This is a genomic window from Pseudomonas sp. 910_23, from assembly GCF_052850795.1.
The window spans coordinates 71,328-94,303 of record NZ_VXCZ01000019.1; the positions used below are offsets into that span (position 1 = coordinate 71,328).

The following is a 22,976-nucleotide window of genomic DNA, read 5'->3' on the forward strand; positions in this document are numbered from 1 at the left end:
AGTGATCGGTCATTGGGTGGCGGCCTCGTTCCGGCTTTGCAGGAATTCGGCCAGGGCACGAATGGTGGCGTGCTGTACCAGCCAGCGCGGCTCCACCAGCCAACCCAAGGCCCGGCTCAATGCCGAAGACACCTGCATGGCGCCCACCGAGTCCATGCCATACCGGGAAAACGCGGTGTCCAGGTCAGGCTCATCAACCACCAGCACCCGCTCAATCACTTCGCGCACTTGCTCAAGCAGTGCACCCGCGCCGACCGTTGCCGGCCGGGGTGCGCTGGGGAAGAACAAGCGGTCGAGACGGTCAATGGTCGCCTCATCCAGAGCGTCGAGTTCAAAGCGGCTGAGCACTTTGCACCATTGCGCGGCATCCGGCGTTGCCCCGGCCTCGCACGCCTGTTCCCAGGCGTGCAGTTGGGCGTGCAAGCCGATGGCATCGCCAGCCGGCGGCACACTCGACGCGGGTAAAGGTTCGATGCCCAGACCGCGACAGGCCAGGGCCGGATCGAGCACTTTCATCGCGCCGACCACACCCGGTTCGGCGCCGGTATGCAGGTACTCGAACGCCGACTGCATGTCGATCAGCCCTAACCCAAGGGCCTGCAAATGCGCCGGGCGATTGGCCGGCATGTATCGATCCACGCACCAGGCACCCCAGGTGCAAGCACTCGATACGCCATGACGCTTGCCCTGGCGCTCAAGCGTCTGACGGTAGCGCACGAAAGCATTCTGGAACGCGGCGGCATACCCGTAATCGGCTGAACCACGGATGCCATAGGCCGCCATGGACGAAAACACGGTGAAAAACGCCAGGGGTTGATCGGCAGTGGCCAGATCCAGGTTTATCGTGCCCTTGACCTTGGCCCCAATCGAGCGTTCGAACGCCTCCCACTGCTTGGCCACAATCAAGCCGTCATCCACTAGCCGCGCCAAGTGAATCACACCCTGCAAAGGCCCGGCCGCCTGCACGCGACGCTCGACCACCTGTTGCAGCGCCGGCAGGTCAGTGATGTCGACGCTGCTGTAATCGACCGTGGCGCCCAATGCGCGCAGCACATCGCAGCGAGCCTGTTGCTCGGCGTTCGGCACCGAGCGCGAGACGATGCTCAGGCGCGCCTGGAAGGTGCCCGCCAGTTCCTGGCACAACAACTCGCCCACCGGCCCCAGCCCGCCCACTACCAGGTAATGGCCATCGCGGCGAAAGCGCGGGGCTTGCGCCTCAGCCGCCTCACGCTGAACCAATAGCCGGCGCAAACGCTGGGTACCCTGGTACTTGACCACGGCTGGCGCACTGCCCTGACGGTCGGCGGCCAGCCATTCACGCACAATCAACTGTAAATCGCTGGCGGGGCCGGCCACGGCGTCACATTCCAATAACGTCCAGCCGTGCCGAGCATTCTCCAGGCTCGCGGAAGCCGCAAAACCGCTGATTGCCTGGGCGTCACAGTCGCTGCCGGAGCCGCTTGCGCGATACACGTGGAAGCACTCCACGGCATGCTCCCAATCGGTCGCCATCAGATGCCGGCTGACCTCCAACACTTGCTTGATCGCGTCCAACCCTCCGGGTGGCGACGCCCTCCCGTCGCTGGAGTTCTCACCGATGAAGAAGATCACCTCGGGTAACGCCCCCCGAGCCGGCAGTGCATCCGGCAGCAGGCGCTGGACGGACGGCGGCGGGCTCCCTGCCTGCGCCCACAGCGTGCAGAGCAGTTGGCTGAAGGCATCGAAACGCGCTTGTTCACGGGTGACCACCGCCACGCGCGCGCCAGACCTGGCCTTGATGCTTGCTGCCCAGTCAAAGTTGCTCGGCAGGTCGTGAGCCCGCCATTGCTCCGCGCAGAACAACCACTGGCCCGCCACCTCCTCTGCCGGTACCGCCGTCGGCTCCTCGACCTCGGGCGCCGATACCCAATAGGACTGACGCAAGAACGGATAGGTTGGCAACGGCACGCGACGCCGCTCATCGGCCATGAACAGGCTGGAATAATCCAGCTCATAACCTTGTACAAACGCTTGCGCCAGGGAGGTCAATGCCTCGCCACGTGTCGATTGATCGCGATTGCCCATCAGACGAATCAGGCACTCGCGGGCCGCCTGCAGCACCTCCTGTTGTTCAACGAAACGGCGTACGTCCCAATGCCCGCTGTGCACCGTCGCCTCGTCGCGCCCCTGCAACCAGCCTTCAAGACTTTGCTGCAATTGCCCGGCGTCATGGGTGACCATGGCCAGGCGCCATTCGTGGTGCTTGCGCCCCGCCATCAGCGTATAGGCCATCGCTGCCATGTCCAACCGTTGCACGGCCACACAGTGGGCAGCCAGATTGCTCGCCTGCTCGCGCAATTGCTGCGCGGAGCGCGCCGACAGCACTACCAGCCAGGGCCCGGCCCCGGACGCGCCGCGCTGTTGTGGAAGCGGCGCCTGCTCCATCACCAGGTGAGCGTTGGTACCGCTGAACCCGAAGGAGCTGACCGAGGCACGCCGTGGCACACCGTCGAGTGTGGCCCAGGGACGCAGTTGATCCGGCACATAAAAGGGGCTGCCCTGAACGGCGATGGCCGCATTGGCCTGGGTGAAACCCGCTGCCGGAGGCAACTGGCCGTGGCGCAGCGCCAGCGCCACCTTCAGCACACCGGCGACTCCGGCCGCAGTCACACAATGCCCAAGGTTGGATTTGATCGACCCCAGGGCACAGTAGCCTGCCTGCTGCCCAGGTCGGGCGAACGCTCGCGTCAAGCCTTCGAATTCGATCGGGTCGCCAAGCGGTGTACCCGTCCCATGGGCCTCCACCATCGAAATCGTACCCGGCTCAATCGCGAAGTCACGGTGCACCTGGCGAATCAGCCGCTCCTGGGATTGCGCGCTCGGCGCAGTGATGCCATTGCTGGCGCCATCCTGGTTACTGCCAATACCACTGATCACGCCATGAATATAATCGCCATCCGCCTGCGCCTGGCGAAGGCGCTTGAGGATCAGCACACCGACGCCTTCGGCGGGGACGAAACCGTCGGCACGCGCATCGAACGCGTGACAATGCCCGCTGGGCGAGAGCATGCCGGCGGTTTGCGCCGCCTGATAAAACCCGGCGGTTGACTGCACGAACACACCGCCGGCCAGGGCCATGCCGATCTCCTCGGTCCAGAGCGCCTGGCATGCCAGGTGGATCGCGACGAGCGAACTGGAACAGGCGGTATCCACGGCAATGGCCGGGCCCTGTAAATCCAGATGGTAGGCGATACGTGCAGGAATGATCGAGCTGGCGTTGCCCCAGAAGGCTTGCGCGGGCGCAGCTTCAGCGAACAGGCTGCGATAGTCGCTGGCACTGGCGCCTACATAAACCCCCACCGGTTGCCCCTCAGTCGCCTGCCCTACGTAGCCGGCATCTTCCAGTGCCGTCCAGGCCTGCTCGAGGAACAGCCGCTGCTGCGGATCCATGCAAGTGGCTTCAAGGCCAGAGATGTTAAAGAACGACGCGTCGAACTCATCGATCCGGGATAACAGGCCACCGCGCTGGCACAGGCCCTTTCCTGACACATCGGCTTGGGAGCTGCGCAGGTCCCAGCGCTCGACCGGGGTGGTCAGGTCGCGGCCTTGGGCCAGATGTTCCCATAATTGATCGAGGGATTCGGCGCCGGGAAAGCGGCCGCTCATACCAATGATGGCAATGGGTTCTCGCACGAAGGACTCGGGCGACTGAACCCTTGGCGCCGGGGCGGCGGCAGGCGAGGACGCCGTCGGCACTGCAACGGCCAAGGGCGCGACCGGTGCGGCTGCCGCACGTGTCACCGCGGGCTGCGGTAAGTGCGCGCCATGTTGCTCGACAATATGCCGGGCCAGACGCGTGGCGGTAGAAAAGTCGAAGAGTGCCGTAGTGCCCAGGTCGATACCCAGGCGCTCATTCAATACCCGTACCAGGTTGACGCCGGTGATCGAGTCAAGCCCGTAATCGGAGAATGACTCCTGTGGATCGATCACCTCCAGGGCGACCTTCAATGCCTTGGCCACACTGGCCATGACTTCCTGGCGCACCTGGGTAAATTGATCCGCGGCCGCGGCCGCGGCCGGTACCGGTGCCGCCACGCCGTGTTGCGGCGCAGCAGCAGGCTGGGCGGCCAAAGCCACCTTCGGCGCCGCTGGTTGGCTGACACGCCGAGGCACCTGCACGACCCCGTTGCTGCGCGCCATCACCACTTGCTGGCCCAGCCCATGAAACGCCTGGCACGGGAACATCACCCCGCGATAACCCGCCTCTTCCAGCACCTGCTGCCAGCGCTCACTGGACAAGCCCGGCGTACCCGGCAGCCGCAACGCCTCGTCGCGATAACGCCACCAGCCCTCCAGCAGGCCGAAGGTCAGGTGACTGAACAGTGACGCCTGGCTCAGCTCATTCAACAACAACCAGCCATCCGTCTTCAGCGCTGCCTTGGCGTGCTCGACCACTTGGCGAATATCGGCGGTGGCATGCAGGACATTGGTCGCGATCACCACATCATAGCTGCCCAGTTCCAGGCCCTGCTGCACCAGGTCTTTCTCCACATCCAGGATGCGGTAATCCAGGTAAGACCGCCCCTCGCCATAAGCCGTCTGGGCGTGCATCAAAAACGCCCGCGACAGGTCGGTGTAGGCGTACTGCCCCACCTCGACACCCAAGCTATCCAGGCCCTGCAGCACCCTTGCACTGGTGCCGCCGGTGCCGGCGCCGATCTCAAGGATGCGCACCGGTGCCGCCCCGGCCTGGTGACCGGCGCGTACCCGCGCCAGCACCGCCTGGGTGATCACCTCGTTGAAATAGTCGGACACCGCATTGTGCTTGTAGATGCCCTCGACCCGCGCCATGGAACCCTCGGGGAACATCACCTCGGTCGCACGCAGGTGCCCACTCAACACCGCAGGCAAGGCGCGCAGGCAGGCGTCAACCAACTGCGCCTGGGCACGCCGGTCGGCGTCGCCCTCGGCCTCGCGCAACGCACTGTCCCAGGCGGCCCAGGCACTCTCGGCGGCCACCACGCGCTGCACGCGCCAAGTGTCGCCATCAGTGGCCAGCCAGCCCTCATCGGCCAGCCAGCGCAGGCTGTGGGCCAGCCAACGAGGATCGACACCTACCGTCCCGCTGGAGCGTTCCTGCAAGCGTTGATACAGGGCTTGGGTGGTCTGCGGTGTGGGTTGGTCGAACAGCCCGGCTGCCTGCAATTGCACCAAAAGTACCTGGCATTGCGGCAGTCGTTCGCGCTGTGCGTCGCGGCGGTATTTGTCTTGCAAGGCCGCAGCGTGCGCACCATCGGCAGCTACCCACTGCGCCACATCAGCCTCAATGTGCAAAGGCCCGTTGGCTACCATTGCCTGGCTGACCCACTGCTCGGCCTCGGCATTGCCGTCCAGGGTGATCGGCCGCAACGTCTTGATGAATGCCATCTGGTCCAGTGGGCTGGCCAGCAACGTGCGCACCGCCTGCATGGCCTCACGCGGCTCGATGGAGCCAATGCCTTCACGCTCCATGCGTTGCCGGTAGGCCGCTGACGACACCACGCCGATGCTCCCCCAATAGCCCCAGTTCAACGTTTTGACCGGTACCGACCCGCTGCTTCCCCAGCGCCGCGCCAGGGCATCTTTGAACACGCACCCCATCGCGTAGTTGGCTTGCCCGGCATTACGCGTGAAGGCGATCAAGGACGAAAAGAACAACACGAAATCCAGTGCCTGGCCACCGAACACCTGGGCCATGCGTACACTGATATCGACTTTGGCCTGCAAACTGCGCCGCAGTTGGTCTTCGCTCATATTCGCCAGGCTGCGGTCGTCCAGCACGATGGCTGAATGCACCAGGCCATCGATACGGCCGAAGCGGCTCAGGATCTGCTCGCAGGCTTGTTGCAACTGCCCGGCATCTGTGGCGTCGACGCTCATGTAAAACGGACGTGGGCCGTGCAGCGCGACCTGATCAAGGGCTGCCTGAATGGAAGCATCCAATGCCCGGCGCCCCAACCAGACCACCTGGGCGGCATGCTCGCGAGCCACGCTTTCGGTCCACACCTGGCCGATGCCGCCACTGCCGCCAATCACCACATACACGCCGTTGCTGCGATAAGCCGGCTGCGCGGACGCCTGCGGCCGATGAAGCAGCAACTGCCGGCCCTCCCAGACGCCATCGCGCAGGCGCCGCGAGGTATGCGCAGGGTCAACGGGCATCACCGCCAAATGTGTGGGGGCCAGACGCTCCTGATGCGCCAGGTCTACGGCCTGTACCGTCCAATGCGGCATCTCCTTGGCGAGACTGCCCGCCAGGCCGTGGACGGCGGCGTGTACGGGTTGGGCGTCATGGGGCGTCCAAGCGTCGCGAGTCACCACCACATAATGCAGCGCACGCTTGTCAAACCCGCAACGCAGCAACGCTTGCACGATACGCAGCTGCTCCAGGGCGCACGCGTGCTGTTCATCGATCAGGCATTCATCGCCCGCGTGCCGGGCGGCACTCGGTGGGATGACTAGCACCAGGCGGTCGAAGGCCGGCAACCCCTGGAACCGCGTCACCCACTGCTCGACACTGTCCGAGGGTACCGACGCACAACTGAGCAACGGCCCCTGCGCGCCCTCCAGGCTGCGCAGTTGCGAAGCATCGGCACCGATGACCAGTGTGGCCGTCGGCGAGGCAGTGACGGCCTGCATGGCCAACGGGCTCCACTGCGGCACCAGTAGCAGCTCGCCAGCCGGCAGCCCGACCTCTTCGTCCCCCTCGACAAGCCCCCCATTACCGGGCGGCGCCCACTGTCGAACCTTCAGGCCGCGCAGGCTGGCGCACAACCAGCCGAGCTCATCGAACAACTCAAGGTCATAACTCTCGCGCTGTGGGTCGCGGTTAACCTGTACCCACATGCGCGGTTCACACGCAGCAAACACCTGCAACTGGTCCAGGGCGAAAGGCACTTGCAGTAGTGCGCTTTCGTCGCTCAATACGCGCGTCGCTTGCAGCGCCGCATCCAACATTGACGGGTGCAGGCCGTAACTCGCCTCGAACGGCTGCGCTGCAGGCCACTCGATCAGGGCCAGGGCGTGCCCGTCGCCAACATACACCGCGCTGAGGCAACGGTGCGTTGCGCCATAATCGATGCCCAGGCCTGCATAGGCGTCGTAGAGCTGTCCGGGGTTACGCTCATGGAAGTCGGCGCTGCTGCGTAGCCGCGCGAGCAAGGCGGGTAGGTCCACCTGGGGACGGGCCGGCATGGGCACCTGTTCAATGACACCTCGTACGTTGAGCGCCTGTGCCTGGGCGCCGCTCGTGGCGATCTCAAAACGCACACGTGCGGTGTCATCGGGAAACAGGCGTACCCGCAGTTGTGCATCGCCGTCTTCCAGCACCAGGGGTGCCAACCACACCACATCGCTCAGGCGCACCAAGGCGCCCTGCTGGTCAGGCGTGGCCACCGCTACTGCTGCTTTTCGCGCCAGTTCCAGAAACGCGGAGCCCGCCATCATGGCCTTGCCTTGGACGTGATGATCGGCGAGAAAGCTGTCTCGCCCACTGACCTGGCAGGTAAAGCCCAGGCCCGTCAGGTCGGAACAGTTGAGCACGCTGAGCGGTGCCGCTTGCACACCGGGGCTGCGAGGGTGCTGCTGGCCGATATCGGAATTGATCCCCGTGTACCAAAAGCGTTCGCGGGCAAACGGATAGCCTGGCAAGGAAATGATCCTGCCCCAGCGTCCGGGCAACAGCGCCTGCCAGTCGATATCGCCGCCGCTGACCCACAGTGCCAACAGTTTGTCCTGCTGCCCGGTGGCCGCCCATTGCGCAACCATGGCCGACAGATCGTCTTCGCCCAACAGCCGAACCAGCGGGTTCTCATCCTGCCGGGCCGACCCGACCTGCACACGCCCGGATGTCAGCGCCCCTTGCAGATACTCGCGCAAACACGCCTGCACATCGTCGATAGAATGTGCCAGGAACCCCAGCCGCGCGTTGAGCGCTTCTCGACCGGTTTGCAGGGTATAGGCCAGGTCGTGCAGGGACAGGTCGTGCGCTTCTGGCGCGGCGCAAAATGCCAGGAGGCGCCGGGCCGAGGCTTGCAGGCGCTCGGCGTTGGCGCCGCTCAACAGAACGGCCACCGGCAGTGGCTGCCGGCTTTGCGACTCAGGCTGCGTCGGCGCCAGGTATTCCTCGATGATCAAGTGTGCATTCGAACCGCCGGCGCCGAAGGACGATAACCCGGCCAGGCGTGGGCGCTCCTCGGTGACGCCCTCTACGCGGCGCACCCGTCGCGGCCAGGGCGCCAAGTGGCGCTGGACTACGAAGGGTGACTGGGCAAAATCGATGGCCGGGTTGAGTACCTCACTGTGCAGCGAAGGCACCAACTGGCCCTTTTGCATTTGCAACAGGACTTTGGTCAGGCCGGCGATGCCGGCAGCGCTTTCGCAATGACCGAGGTTGGATTTGACCGAGCCCAACGCGCAGAACGCTGTCTGGTCGGTGTAGTGCCGGTAAGCCTTGGCCAGGCCCGCCAGTTCGATAGGATCGCCCAGGGCCGTACCAGTCCCATGGGCCTCGACATAGCCCACATCGGCGGCGTCTACGCCGGCGGCGGCCAACGCCTGGGTGATCACATCGGCTTGGGCATTGGGGTTGGGTACGGTGAATCCATTGGCCTTGCCACCATGGTTAATCTGGCTGCCACGTATCACGCCGTAGATACGATCGCCATCGGCCACCGCCTGGCTCAAGGACTTGAGCAAGACCGCACCGACCCCCTCGGCCGGCACATACCCATCGCCGCCCTCACCGAAACTCTGGCAGCGCCCCTGGCTGGAGGCAAAATTCCCCTGGGCCAGGCCCAAGTATTTGTTGGGGTGCACGCTGACGTTGACGCCGCCTGCCAGTGCCACGTCGCAGTCACCGCTGCGAATGCCCTGGCACGCCAGATGGATCGCCGTCAGCGACGCCGAACACATCGAATCCACAGCCAGGCTGGGACCACTGAGCCCCAGGCTCCAGGACACCCGGTTGGCGATCGACGCACTGCTGCCGGACAACGCCATAGGGCGCCCCAGCAAGGTTTGCTCGGCACCGAACAGTTGGTACTCCTGGTACATGACCCCTACATAGACACCGGTGCGCCGCAATGCACCGGGGCTACGCAGGCCCAAGGCCATGCCGGCATCCTCAAAGGTCGCGTAGGCGCACTCCAGGAACACACGCTCCTGAGGGTCCATGTATTCGGCGTCGTGGGGTGAGATGTTGAAAAACAGCGGGTCGAACTTGTCCACGTCATCCAGGAAGCCTCCCCACCGACTCAGGGTCTTACCGCCGGGCAAGCGTCCCGGTTGCGCCAGGTCGCCCAGGCTCCAACGTTCGGCCGGCACTTCAGTGACACAATCGACACCCTCGGCCAGGTTACGCCAGAATGCCTGCAAGTCCTCAGCCTTGGGGTAGCGGCCGCTGAGGCCGACAATGGCGATCGGCTGCGCGAGCGAGGCGTCCGGCAGTGCGTTCACGGGCGCCACGGGCGTCGACTCGGCGACCGTAGGAGCCGGAGCCACGGGCCCACTACCGGCCAGTTCGCCGAGCCGCTCGGCATGCCTGCGCGTAAAGTAATCGGCCAGCTCTTTGATCGAGCTGTGTTCAAAGAACAAGGTCTTGGATAAGGAGCCAAAGGACTTTTCCAACTCGGCGGTCATCTGGATGACCATCAGCGAGTCAATGCCGTAGTGTTCGAAATGCCGGTCATCCTGGAGCTGGGCCGGGCTGACCCGGGTCACGGTCACCAACACGGTCCTGAGCAGTCCGATAATGAAATCCCTGGCGTGTCGGGTCTGGCTGTCGTCGCATGTATCCATGGCGGGAGTCTTCTCCGTCAAATCGGTAAGAGGCGGCTGCACGATATGGTCGAGCAAAGCCTGGAGGCATTCGCAGCGCAAAAGGCGGGCGCCCTGCCCTGCCAGGTCACGTGTCTCGCTCAGGCGCTGCACCAGGGCCTGGCGCATAGGCAGGTCGAAGCCGTAATCGGCAAACGGCTGCTGCAGGTCAATGTCAGCTACGGGCACGCCGGTCAGCGCTGCCACGTTGGCCAGCAGCCACTGCTCGAGCGGCTCGACACGATGCGTCGTCGGCGTCAGCAGACGCCGCACACGCGATGCAACGCCGTAGTGCACCAGCGTGTTCGCCTGGCGGTGCTTGAACGCCTGATAAAGCGCGTGCAACCCGGCGTCGCGTGGCATAGGCAGAAGGCCCCAGGCCTGCTTGAGCAAGCCCAGGGACAACGCATCGATACGCATGCCGCCGTCGGCCCAATATCCCCAATCCACAGCCATGCTCAGGCCGTGTCGCAGGCCCTGCTCGGCTTGACGTTGGCGCGCGCGCACGACCCCATCCATAAAGCAGTTGGCCGCTGCGTAGTCGGCTTGACCGACATTGCCCAACTGCGCGCTGATGGACGAAGACACCAGGAAGAAATCGAGCGCCACCTCAGCGGTGGCCGCATCGAGGTTCAACACGCCCTGGACCTTGGGCGCAAACACCTCGCGCACGTCTTCGGCGGTCTTTTGCAACAGGTAAGCGTCGCGTGTCACCCCCGCGTTATGCACCACGCCATCCAGCCGCCCATAACGCTCAAGGATCCGTTCGACCAGGGCCTGGGTGGCCAGCCAATCGCTGACCTCCAGGGTGACCACTTCGACCCGCGCCCCACGCTCACGCAAGCGATTGAATGCGGGGTGTAAGTGCGCCAAGCCCTCTAGCGTTGTTGGCCGATGCGTGGCCAGCACCAGGGTCGCCCCGGGTGCATGGCGGAAAATCTCTTCGGCCAGCACCTGGCCCATGCCGCCTGCGCCCCCGGTAATCAAATAGACCCCGGTCGCCTTCCAGGGCACAACACCGGGGCCGCTCGGCAACTGGCGCCAGACAAAGCTCTGCCACTGCCCGTCACACCAGCGTAAGCGTGGATCGCCCAGGGCCAGCGCCTGATTCACGACATTCACAAGCGACGCCGATGGCGCCTGGATCTCCACCAGCAGGCACTGGACCGTCAGCGCCGGGTTCTCCAATGCCGCCGTTTCGAGAATAGCCGCCAGGCCTTCGAAAAGTGCCCAAGGCCCATGTGGCTCCACCAGCAGTTGCACGTGCAACGGCCGGCCGTCAGCCTTGCGCAGGTGCGCCTGCAAGTGTGTGATCAACGAAATCGCGGCCTGGGTATAGCCCTCGCCCACAGGCCATTCACTCTCCACCAGCGAATGCCAGGGCAAGCCGTGCAGCGCCTGCTCCATCAACAGTCGCTGCGGCGCGGCGGCCACCATCAACAGGCGCTCTCCAACAGAATCAGGTAACGCCATGGTGGCCTCGCGAGGCTGCCAGTCCCCCGTCCACAGGGTGCTCTCCCCGGCATCCAGCGAAGTACCGCCGGGATGCTGCGGTGGCGGTAGGGCGCGAAAACTCAACCCCTGCAATTGCGCACAGATCGTGCCGTTGGCATCGGCCAGTTGAATATCCACGGCCGGAACGCTCGCCCAACCTGCCGCCTGGCGGCGCACTGCATACGCCCATACCGGTTCAGCGGCACTGAACACATCCAGGCGCTCCAGGGAAAACGGCACCAGCGCCCGCGGCTCCGGCCAATCGCGCGCCAGCCAGTGGGCGGCGGCCTGCAGCGCCGAATCAGTCAGGCCTGGTTCGAGCAGCCAGCCGGTGTTGGGGGTCGCACCGGGGTTGCGCGCCAAGCGCACCAACAGTTGCTGCGGATGGTCGATATCGGCGCTGGCGGCGTACTCCACCAGGCAGCGAAAATTCACCCCGTAATCCACCCCCAGGCCAGTGAAGTGCCGGTAACAGTCATGTGCTGAATGAGGTGCCGTTCGGCAGGCCTCACGCAGGGCGGCCAGATCAAGCGCAGCGGGTGCGGTGGCCGGCGCAGCGTAGTGGCCGGCGCAGTGCACCTGCGCAGGGTGCCCGGAGTGGACCTCAACACCGCCAAGCCCTGTGTGTCGGCTCTGAACATCGAGTGTCACCCGTACCTCGACGGGCTCCGAGACCACGCGCAAGGGTGCCTGCCATACCAGGTTGATCAGGCTCAGTGGTGTCAAAGGTGTATGTGCAGCACGTGCAAGGGCGAGCACCTCCAGAAAAGCCACCCCGGGCACCACCGGCTCGCCGTTGATGCGGTGTTGATCAAGGAAGTATTCGTCACCCTCCAGGCGCAAGACCATGGCCGCCCCGTCATTGGGCATCATGGCGGCCGACAGCGGATGGGTAGCCTTGTCCTGGGCGGGCATCGCCTCCACTACCCAATAACGCTCCCGAGCAAAGGGGTAGCCCGGCAGGGGCATGCGCTGGCAATCCAGGGCGTCGAACAGCGGTGCGAAGTCCACTGCCTGGCCGGCTGCCCAGGCATCGGCAAATACAGCCAACTGCTGCAAGTAGTACAGAGACTGACCCGTGGCGCGAGCAGACAAGCCTTGCAATCGGCGCTGGTGTGCTTCGGCCAGATCGGCCGTGTCAGCCGGCATGCCTCTGCGCAGCGCAGCGATCAATTCGGCGCGATCCGCGACCACAACATGGAAACGCTGCTCGAAACGCTGGCGCCCGGTGAGCAGGCTGTAGCTCATGTCTACGACGGCGAATGACGCGTCCCGCTCACATAACGCCAACAGGTCCGCCATGCGCTGGTGCAGTTGTTCGCGGGTGCGTGCATCGAGCACGATCAGTACCGCCGGCACCAGACTGGCCTGGTGGACGCGCAGGGGTGGCTGCTCCAGGACCATATGGGCATTGGTGCCGCTGAACCCGAAAGAACTGATCGCGGCGCGGCGCGGGGCCCCGTCAATCGCGGGCCAATCGCCCAGGTGCTGATTGAGGAAAAAGGGGCTGTCGGCGAAATCGATGGCCGGGTTGGTGTGTTGGAAATGCAAGGACGGCGGCAGTTGCCGATGCCGCATCGCCAACAGGACCTTGAACAGTCCTGCCATGGCGGCGGCGGTGGCGGCGTGCCCCATGTTCGACTTCACCGAACCGATCGCGCAGTAACCCTTGCGCTGGGTATAACGGGAGAACGCCCCCTTGAGCGCCTGGAATTCGATCGGGTCACCCAGGCGCGTCCCGGTGCCATGGGCTTCGACCAACTGCACGGTGGCCGGGTCAATGCCATAGCGTGCATAGACCGACTCATGCAGACGCTGCTGGGACAACGCGCTCGGTGCAGTAATGCCATTGCTGGCGCCGTCCTGATTGATACCTGAACCGCGGATCAACCCATGGATGTGATCGCGATCAGCCAGGGCATCGGCGAGGCGTTTGAGCACCACCGCGCCTGCCCCTTCGCCAGGGACGAAGCCGTCCGCCCGGCTGTCGAAGGTATGGCAGGCGCCAGTGAGCGACAGCATGCTTGCCCGGTTGGCCTTTTGGTAAAACGCAGGTGTGGACTGAATGAAAACCCCACCCGCCAAGGCCACCTTTGTATCGCCGGCAAGCAGGCTCTGGCAGGCCATGTGGATGGCCACCAGCGCGCTGGAGCAAGCGGTATCGACGGTGATGGCCGGCCCTTGCAAGTCCAGGTAGTAGGCTATGCGTGCCGGCACGATCGAGGGGGCATTGCCCCAGAACGACTGGGGTGGCGGCATGTCATCGAACAGCTGGTCATAGTCGCCCTGTTCGCACCCGACGTAGACACTCACCTCGGCGCGGCGCTGTTCGCCCAGGCACCCGGCATCGGCCAGCGCGTTCCAGGCTTCCTGCAGGAACAGGCGTTGCTGAGGGTCCATATAGGTCGCCTCAAGAGGCGAAATATTGAAAAACAGTGGATCAAACTCATCGATCCTCTCAATGAAGCCACCGCGGTCGCAGCCCTGGTCTGCGCCGGCATAGCAATGCCGAGGGTCCCAACGTTGCACGGTACTGACCAGGTCGGCACCAGCCGCCAGGTGCTCCCAGAAGGCATCCAGATCTCGGGACTGCGGGAACCGTCCACTGATACCGACAATGGCAATGGCTTGGTCATCAACCGCTGGCTGTGCCGGCTCGCCAGTCGGTGGGGTTACCGGCAAGGCGTCCGTAGGCTCGGTTGCAGGCGTTGCGAACTGCGGGTATTGGCCCAGCATGTAGTCGACGAGCCGGTTGATACTCGGGTAATCGAAGAGGCACGTCGTATGCAGGTCAATTGCCAGGCGTGCATTCAGCTGGCGAACCAGCGCCACGCCAGTGATTGAGTCCACGCCGTAATCGGCGAACGGTTCATCGTCGCGAATGTCGCCCAGTTCAAATTGCAGGCTGCTGGCGACCAATTCGTGTACCGATGCCAGCAGCAGGGGCCGCCCATCCTCGGCGCGCCTGGCAGGCGCTGACGCTGGCGCGTGACTCTCGGCCGAAGGTGCAGGTGCAGGCGTTGCCTGCGGTTCCCGGGCATGGCGCACCACTCCATCACTGCGCGCCATCACCACTTGCTGTCCCAGCCCATGAAACGCCTGGCACGGGAACATCACCCCGCGATAACCCGCCTCTTCCAGCACCTGCTGCCAGCGCTCACTGGACAAGCCCGGCGTACCCGGCAGCCGCAACGCCTCGTCGCGATAACGCCACCAGCCCTCCAGCAGGCCGAAGGTCAGGTGACTGAACAGTGACGCCTGGCTCAGCTCGTTCAACAACAACCAGCCATCCGTCTTCAGCGCTGCCTTGGCGTGCTCGACCACTTGACGAATATCGGCGGTGGCATGCAGGACATTGGTCGCGATCACCACATCATAGCTGCCCAGTTCCAGGCCCTGCTGCACCAGGTCTTTCTCCACATCCAGGATGCGGTAGTCCAGGTAAGACCGCCCCTCGCCATAAGCCGTCTGAGCGTGCATCAAAAACGCCCGCGACAGGTCGGTGTAGGCGTACTGCCCCACCTCGACACCCAAGCTATCCAGGCCCTGCAGCACCCTTGCACTGGTGCCGCCGGTGCCGGCGCCGATCTCAAGGATGCGCACCGGTGCCGCCCCGGCCTGGTGACCGGCGCGGACCCGCGCCAGCACCGCCTGGGTGATCACCTCGTTGAAATAGTCGGACACCGCATTGTGCTTGTAGATGCCCTCGACCCGCGCCATGGAACCCTCGGGGAACATCACCTCGGTCGCACGCAGGTGCCCACTCAGCACCGCAGGCAAGGCGCGTAGGCAGGCGTCAACCAACTGCGCCTGGGCACGCCGGTCGGCGTCGCCCTCGGCCTCGCGCAATGCACTGTCCCAGGCGGCCCAGGCACTCTCGGCGGCCACCACGCGCTGCACGCGCCAAGTGTCGCCATCAGTGGCCAGCCAGCCCTCATCGGCCAGCCAGCGCAGGCTGTGGGCCAGCCAACGAGGATCGACACCTACCGTCCCGCTGGAGCGTTCCTGCAAGCGTTGATACAGGGCTTGGGTGGTCTGCGGCGTGGGTTGGTCGAACAGCCCGGCTGCCTGCAATTGCACCAACAGCACCTGGCACAATAGTGTCTGCAAAGGCTCCAGCATCAGCCCGCCACGCAATAGCAGCGAGCCACGACCTTCGACGGCCATGGCAAACAGCGCGAGCATGTTTGCCATCCGTTGTGTTTCGCAAGGCATCACGCTGATCAGTTGCCGCGGGCATTCCAATGCCAGCGGCGTGCGTGCCTCCCGCCCCGTCCCTGCAACGCGCAGCCATGGCCGGGACAACGCCAGGTCAACCACCTCCATTGCCGCCGACAAACCGATCAAGCCGGCGCCTGTTTTCTCACGTAGCACTTGCAGCGCAGGCGAACCGGCCAATGCGCCTGCGTCCGCCCAGTAACCCCAGTCGATAACGGCGACCGCACAAGGCAAGCGCTGCGCCAAATAGCCGCCCAGTTCATCGATGAAACAGCACCCGGCTGCATAGTTGCTCTGATTGGGCGATCGCTCGAAGGCATTGATCGAGGAGAAAAACACCAGGAAATCCAAGGGCGGTCGTTGCAGCGCCTGCTCCAGCGCCGCGCCGGTAGCGACCTTTGCCGCCAGCACCTGGCTGAACTCCTCGCGGCTCATACGTTGAACACTCTTGCCCCGCATGACCATGGCTGCATGGATCACGCCATGCACCTGGGCGTGCTGGCCGTGCACCCAGTCCAGAGCCTCGCGCAACGCTTGCGGATCGCCCGCATCGGCAGGCAGGTAAATCGGGGCCGGCCCTTCACTCGCCAGACGCTCGATGTCGGCGCGGATGTTTTCGTCCAGAGGTCGCCGGCCTATCCAGTACACCTGAGCCTGGTAATCGACGATCAGGCGTCGCGTCCAGGCCACACCGATCCCGCCGGCACCACCGATGATGATGTAGCACCCACCCTTTCGGTAGACCGGAGGCGCCGCGCAATAATTGACCTCCCGCAGCACCTGGCAATACCACTGACCTTCGCGCCACGCCCCGCTCGCGCCTACCGGCAGGGCAGCCAGTGGCGCAAGCGACGGTGAAGCCGCCATCGGCGCCAGGGGCAGGTCCACCACGCGGACCTGCCACGTTGGGCACTCGTTCGCCAGCGTGCCCGCCAGACCGTGCACGGGCGCATGCGTGGGGTCATGGCGCTCGCCCGGCAGCACCTGCAGTGCCTGGCGAGTCACCACCAGCAACTCCAGCGGGTGCTCGCGCACCTTCAGCATCAACAGCCCCTGGCACAGCGCGAACAGCGCCATTACCCCGTGTTCCTGCGCAGCAGTGGCAGCCTGTGCAGACCAGGCTTCGCCGCTCGGGATCGGGGCCAGCCAGATCAGGCGTTCGAAAGCGCCGGCATTGCCGAGCGCGTCCCGCCATTGCTCTGCCGACCAATCCGATTGGCCTGCCAGCACGCTGGCCTGGGTGCTGCCAGCTGACCAGGCCTGTGCCTGTGCCGGGTCGGCGCTGATAATCAACGTGCGGCGCTGTGCCTCTGCATGCCCTTCTTCAACAGGGTGCAGCACACGCCATTCGACGCTGTGGACCTTGGCCTTGGGCGATTGCTCTTGTTGGACTGGGGCGGCCTTGAGTACAAAATCTTTGGCCGTGGCGCAAACGCGTCCGTCCTCGGCGATCCATTCAATATTGAATCGGCACTGCTGCGCGCCCGTCGTGGCAGCGCTGACATGCACCCAGTAGCGCTCAGGCAACGGAGCCGACAGCTGCAACTGGCCGACCGAAAATCCCAGCCTGGCTTGCTCACCGGATTGACGTATGGCCAAAAGCACCGCTGCTTGAAAAGCCGCATCGACAGCGGCGGGAGAAAACGGCAGGTCATCGGCCGCACCCGCAGGCACCACGACCAACGCCAGCAACGATTGATCACCTTGCAGGTGGCTGTCCTGCAAAACCCGGTATGTTGGCCCATATGCCATGCCGACGTTGCGTAATTGCTCATACAGCACCTCCCGCGTCAGCCAGGCGTCAGGGTGAGCCCGCCTCAACGCGTGCACGTCACGCCGCACCTCATCAGTCTGGCCGGGCGCCAGTGTGCCGCTGCACAACGGATGCACCAGGCCCTCGACGCGCACCTCGAAATCGGTTGCCCCGGCGCTTGCTGGTCGCAGGCTCACACGCAGCAGCGCACCCTGTAGCGGCACGTCCAGGGCCTGCAGCCACGCCACCTGGCTGGCGCACCAGCCCCCCGCCGGCAGCGCCCCCCAGGCGCGAGCCGCGACCGCCAGCGTCACAGCCCCGGCGACCCGATGCTGGTCGGCAATCACATGGTCACCAATCGAAGGGTCATGCCGTTGCAGGCGGTACTCCAGCAGATCGGTCGGCGCGGTCGGCAACCAGAAGCGGTCACGGGCGAACGGGTAACTCGGCAGGCCCAGGTGGCGGCGCGTCTGGTCACTGAACAGCACGCTGAACTTCACCGGCACCGCGCAGCAATAATGCTCGGCCAGCGTTTGCAGGTGGGCCAGGTAGGCCGACGGCTCGTGTGCCAGCGTCGGCAGTGCCTTGATCAGGCGTGCGGCATCAAGTTGGCGCACCGCTGCGCCCTCCTCGTCCATCTCAGGTGCCTGGACCTCGGCCTGCGAGGCAGCCAGTAGTTGAGCAGTCAGCGTGTCGCGATCACTGACCACCCAGGCCTGCCGGCAGGCCAGGTGTTCGCGGCCGGTGAGCAATGCCTGGCTGAGTTGCGCCAGGCTGGCAGATGCGCCGGCACCCTGCAGCCAGTCATGCAACGCGCTGCATTGGCGGCGCAAGCTGGCCGGTGTCTTGGCCGATAATGCGATGAGCCAGCCGGGACGGGCCGCCACGTCGACCTCGGCACACGCGGGCGGTTGTTCCAGGATAAGGTGACCGTTGGTCCCCCCGAATCCGAAGGAACTGACCCCTGCCCTGCGTACCCCTGACGCTGGTTCCCAAGGCTGCAGGCGGGTCACCGGGTAGAAGGGACTGCCTTGCAGGTCGATCCGCGAACTGAGTGCAGAAAAATGGCAAAGGGGAGCCAGTTGCCCGGCCTTGAACGAGAGCAAGACCTTGATCACCCCCGCGACGCCCGCCGCCGCCTCCAAATGGCCGATATTGGATTTGGCCGAGCCCACCCCACAGGTCTGCGGTTCGCTTGCCTGCGGGCAAAATGCCTGGCGCAGGCCTTGGATCTCGATAGGGTCACCCTTGGGGGTGCCGGTGCCATGGGCTTCGATATAACTGACACTCGACGCCGGAATGTGCGCATCCCCAAGCGCCTGCTCTATCACCTGCGCCTGTGCCGCAGAGCTGGGGTAGGTCAGCGTATGGGTCTTGCCACAGTGATTGACCGCGCTGCCCTTGATCACGCCGTGGATCGGATCACCGTCCGCCAGCGCCTTGGCCAGGGGCTTGAGCAGCAGCAAACCGGCGCCCTCGCTGCGCACATATCCGTCCGCCGCTTCATCAAAACTCTTGCAGGCCCCCGTGGGGGACAACATGCCGGTTTTCGCAAACGCGATATGCCGGGTTGGTGTCAGCAGCAGGTTGACCCCGCCAGCCAGGGCCAGCTCGGTTTCACCCAGGCGCAGTGACTGCACGGCATGATGGATGGCACTCAGCGAACCGGAACAGGCGGTGTCCACCAGCACGCTGGGGCCGTGAAGGTCGTAGAAGTGCGAAATACGGTTGGCAATCACGGCCGCTGCGTTGCCCGTGGAGTGATGGGCATCGATGGGCAACCCGGCGCTTTCCAGCAGTTGCTTGTAGTCATAATTGAACGCGGCAACGAACACCCCGGTGCGCGAGCCGGCCAGCGCGGACGGCACCACGCCTGCGTCTTCAAGGCAGGCCCAGCTCAGCTCCAGCATGATGCGTTGCTGGGGGTCCATGATCCGCGCACTGGCAGGCGCGATGCCGAAGAAGCGTGCGTCGAACGCATCGACCGCATCGATGCACCCGGCGTGACGTGCGTGACTTCTATCGTCTTCACTCGTGGGGTCGCCCCAGAATGCTCGCCAATCCCAACGGCTCGCCGGAATCTCCGTGACGCTGTCCCGCGCGTTCGCCAGGTTCTCCCAAAACTGCTGGTAGTCGCCCGCGCCCGGTACCCGGCAGGCCATCCCGATGATCGCGATATCACCGGGGTGACGATGCTTGCCGGCCTCCGCGGCATCGCCGACGCCTCCCTCAGTGTGCGTGTGCCCGGCCAGACGACGAATCAAGGATGACAGTCGATTCTTCATGTCCGCACACTCCCGGCGATGCGTAAGGGGGCGCCCTCGTAGGCGGACCGCCCCTCCGTCTGCGCCGGCGCTGCGGGCGTCAGCATGGCGCGCAAGCGGGTGTTCAAATAAGCGGCGGCGGCGTTCATCAGCCGCTCGGCCACGAGGTCGACGTGCCGGTTGCGCCAGTCCTCCAGGTCGGTACCCTTGACCCATTGGTTAAACGCGCCCATCGAGGGCCCGCAATGCACCTGGTAATCAACGCGCTGCGCCTCGCTGCCAGTCATGGCCAAGCGTGTGCTGTGAATGAAATACCAGCGGAACACCAGCGCCATTTTGTGCTTGGGGTTGCTAAGAGCCTTGTCGATTTCCTGCGGCGCAACCTTGCTGTAGTAGGCACGCGTTTCTTCGAAGACTTCATCAAAGCTACGCTTGAAGAAACTGTCCTGAATCTGCCGGGCGGTCTTTTCATCCAGCTCGTCCAGTGAGTCGTAACGACGCCACAGGTCGTAGAGTTTGTTGGCCCGTGCCGGGAAAAACACCCCGCGCTTGAGTACCTGTACCCTGGCACCCAGTTCGAACATGTCACCGGCAGGCGCGTAATCGGTGTCCTGCACGTTGATGTCCTGCAGCAGAGTCTTCACCACATCGCTGGTACCGGCCTCGGGCGTGCATTGGTTGATCGAACCGGTCACCACAAAGTCGGCCCCCAGCATGAAGGCCGCCGCCACAGACTCGGGTGAGCCGATGCCGCCTGCCGCCCCCACCCGTACCCGTTCGGTATACCCGGCAGCCTGGCATAGGCTGTCACGCAAACGGATGATCGTCGGCAGCAAGACCACGGTGACGCCCATGTCGGTATGCCCACCGGAATCGGCCTCTACGACCAGATCGTCCGCCATCGGCACCGACTGCGCCCACTGCGCCTGCTCGGGCGTCACCAGCCCTTGCGCAAGCAGCTTTTCCACCACCCGCGCAGGTGCCGGATCAAGAAACTGCTGGGCCACCTCCGGCCGCGAGACTTTGGCGACGATCCGGTGGCGCGCCTCGATCCGGTCACCCACCTTGATCAGGCCGCGCAACCGGTACAGCGCCAGCGCCGGGGTGATTTGCATGAAGGCCGCGGCTTCTATCACCGTAACGCCTTTACGCATGAACAACTCGACCAGCTCGATTTCCTTGTGGGGGTTGGACAGGTTGCAGACCAGGTTCATGCCGAAAGCGCGCGGTTGGGTGCGTTGAGCGATTTCGACAATGGCCTGTTCGACCGCTGCGGTACTCAAGCCGCCCGCGCCGAAGAACGCCAGATACCCTGAGTTGACAAGCTTGACCACCAGTTCCACCGACGCGATGCCCTTGTACATGCCACCGGCCATATAGGCATACCGCAGGTTATAGGCCTGGCGGAATGCGGCGCTCCCCAACCCCTCGGCTGTCAGCGCCAGGCCCGGCACGCCGTCGTCATGCCGCGCAGCCAAAGGCAGCGGTGCAACCACGGCAGATGCCACGACTGGCTGGGCTGGCGAACGGTTTTTTTCGATTTTCGCTTGCAGATTGGTCAATACATTGCCGGGGCCGATCTCCTTGAACTGGGTGATGCCGGCCTGCAGTAAATACTCGATGCTTTCGACCCACTGCACCGATGACGTCATTTGCCGCGCCAACTGGCTGGCGATAGCTTCCTGCTCATAAGGGCGTGCGTCGACATTGGCGATCACCGGCAGCGTCAGGGGCTTGAAGGTCACACGGGCCAGCTCAGCCGCAAACGCTTCTTGGGCGCCACGCATGTAGCGGGAGTGGAAAGGCGCGCTGACATTCAACGCGACACAAATACCCGAGGCGTCTTCAATCTGCGTACGCACGCTTTCCAGTGCGTCGAGCGGTCCGGCCAATACGGTCTGTTGCGGGGCATTGAAGTTGGCGAAATCCAGCTGTGTACTCCCAGCCTGGCGCAACACCTGTTTGATCGTCGCAAGATCCAGATTCAGCACAGCCGACATGCCGCCCCCGGTGGCCTCGGACATGAGTTCGCCGCGCCGCTTGACCAGGCGCAATCCGGTTTCGAAGTCATAGGCGCCGGCGGCAAACAAAGCGCAGAACTCGCCGAGGCTGTGCCCGAGCACATAGTCGGGGGGCGCGGCATCGCCAGCCTGAGCCAGGTACGACAGTACATTGACCACATACAGGGCAGGTTGGGTGAAGCGGGTCTGGCCAAGTTCGTTGCGCGGATCGTTTTCGCACAGCTCACGGATCGAGTAGCCCAGCACGCGATCGGCACAGGCCGTCAGTTCGGCAAAGCGTTCGAACAAGCCCTCACCCATTCCGCGAAACTGCGAGCCTTGCCCGGGAAACATGTACACCGTTTTGCTTTGTTTCATAGCCATGATCTCCGCGCTGACAACGCGCTGTGCCGAAGAAGTGATGCGCCGCTCGAAGGAGCGTGCCGAGGTATCGAAGGGACTCAGAATGAGGCTGTCGGTGGATGCCGAGTGGGCACTGCGACAGCGTTTGGCGAAATTGGCCATCGACCCGGACGGGCCGGCGTCGAGGTATTCATGGGGGCCCAGGCCTTCAAGGTATTCAATGGCGGGGGCCAACTGCAGTGTCGAGCGCACCACATGCCACAGGTGCTCGGGGGCGAACTGGCTGACGGGGCCGCCAAGGGTCGACGAGACGTAGCCCATCCGCGGTGTGCGCAGTTGCAATGCCTGGCTGGTTTGAATGAATGCATCGCGCAATGGATCCATGTGCGAAGAATGAAATGGGCGGTTCACATCAAGCCTCTGAAACACCACGTTGCGCCGCGCCAACTGCATCTCCGCCGCCGCCAATGCAGAGACTGTCCCGCTGATGACCAGATGTTGCGGATAGTTGATCGCCGCCAGCTCAACCTCGATGCCGTCGGCCTGCAATTGCTCGAACACGGCGATATCGGCCAGTACGGCGGTCATCCCTCCCGCCGGGCAATGCTCATGGAATAATCGAGCCTGACGAACCACAAAGCCCAACGCCTGCTCGGCGTCAAGCGCACCACTCACCGCCGCCGCAGCCACTTCTCCCAGGCTGGAGCCGAGTACATGGTCGGGGTATACACCGTGCTCGATCAGCGACTGCGCCAACGCATACTCGACCATGAAGATGGCCGGGTGCGTCACCAGAATGTCGTCCAGCGCCGCTGCCTGGGGCTGGTCGCCATACAACCCATCCAGCACCGAATACCCGCCGGTTTGTCGCACGACCTCATCCAGCGCGCGCATGTGCCGGCCAAACCCGGCGTGCCGCTCATACAACGCCCGCCCCATGTGACGGTATTGCGACCCCTGTCCTGAAAACATGAAAACAATGGACACGCTGGTTTCTCCTATGAACTGCTCAAACCCGGGCACGGCCGCGCCCTTGAGGCGGAGCCTTGC

Annotated in this window: 2 protein-coding genes; both read right to left on the minus strand. The window is 64.3% G+C overall.

Features of this window, described 5'->3' with window-relative positions; genetic code table 11:
• Window positions 1-9 precede the first annotated feature (9 nt).
• Window positions 10-19,584 (minus strand): SDR family NAD(P)-dependent oxidoreductase, encoded by a 19,575-nt coding sequence (locus FW800_RS21415; RefSeq protein WP_446438414.1) that lies wholly within the window; start codon window positions 19,582-19,584, stop codon window positions 10-12.
• On the minus strand, window positions 19,581-22,913 hold the full coding sequence (gene fabD / locus FW800_RS21420; RefSeq protein ID WP_446438415.1) for an ACP S-malonyltransferase: 3,333 nt from the start codon (window positions 22,911-22,913) through the stop codon (window positions 19,581-19,583). The genes FW800_RS21415 and fabD overlap by 4 nt, the downstream gene beginning before the upstream one ends.
• Between the last annotated feature and the right edge of the window lie 63 nt (window positions 22,914-22,976).

Coding starts and splice junctions, on each gene's coding strand:
- FW800_RS21415 (WP_446438414.1), bottom strand. CDS start 19,584: ATGAAGAATCGACTGTCATCCTTGATTCGTCGTCTGGCCGGGCACACG.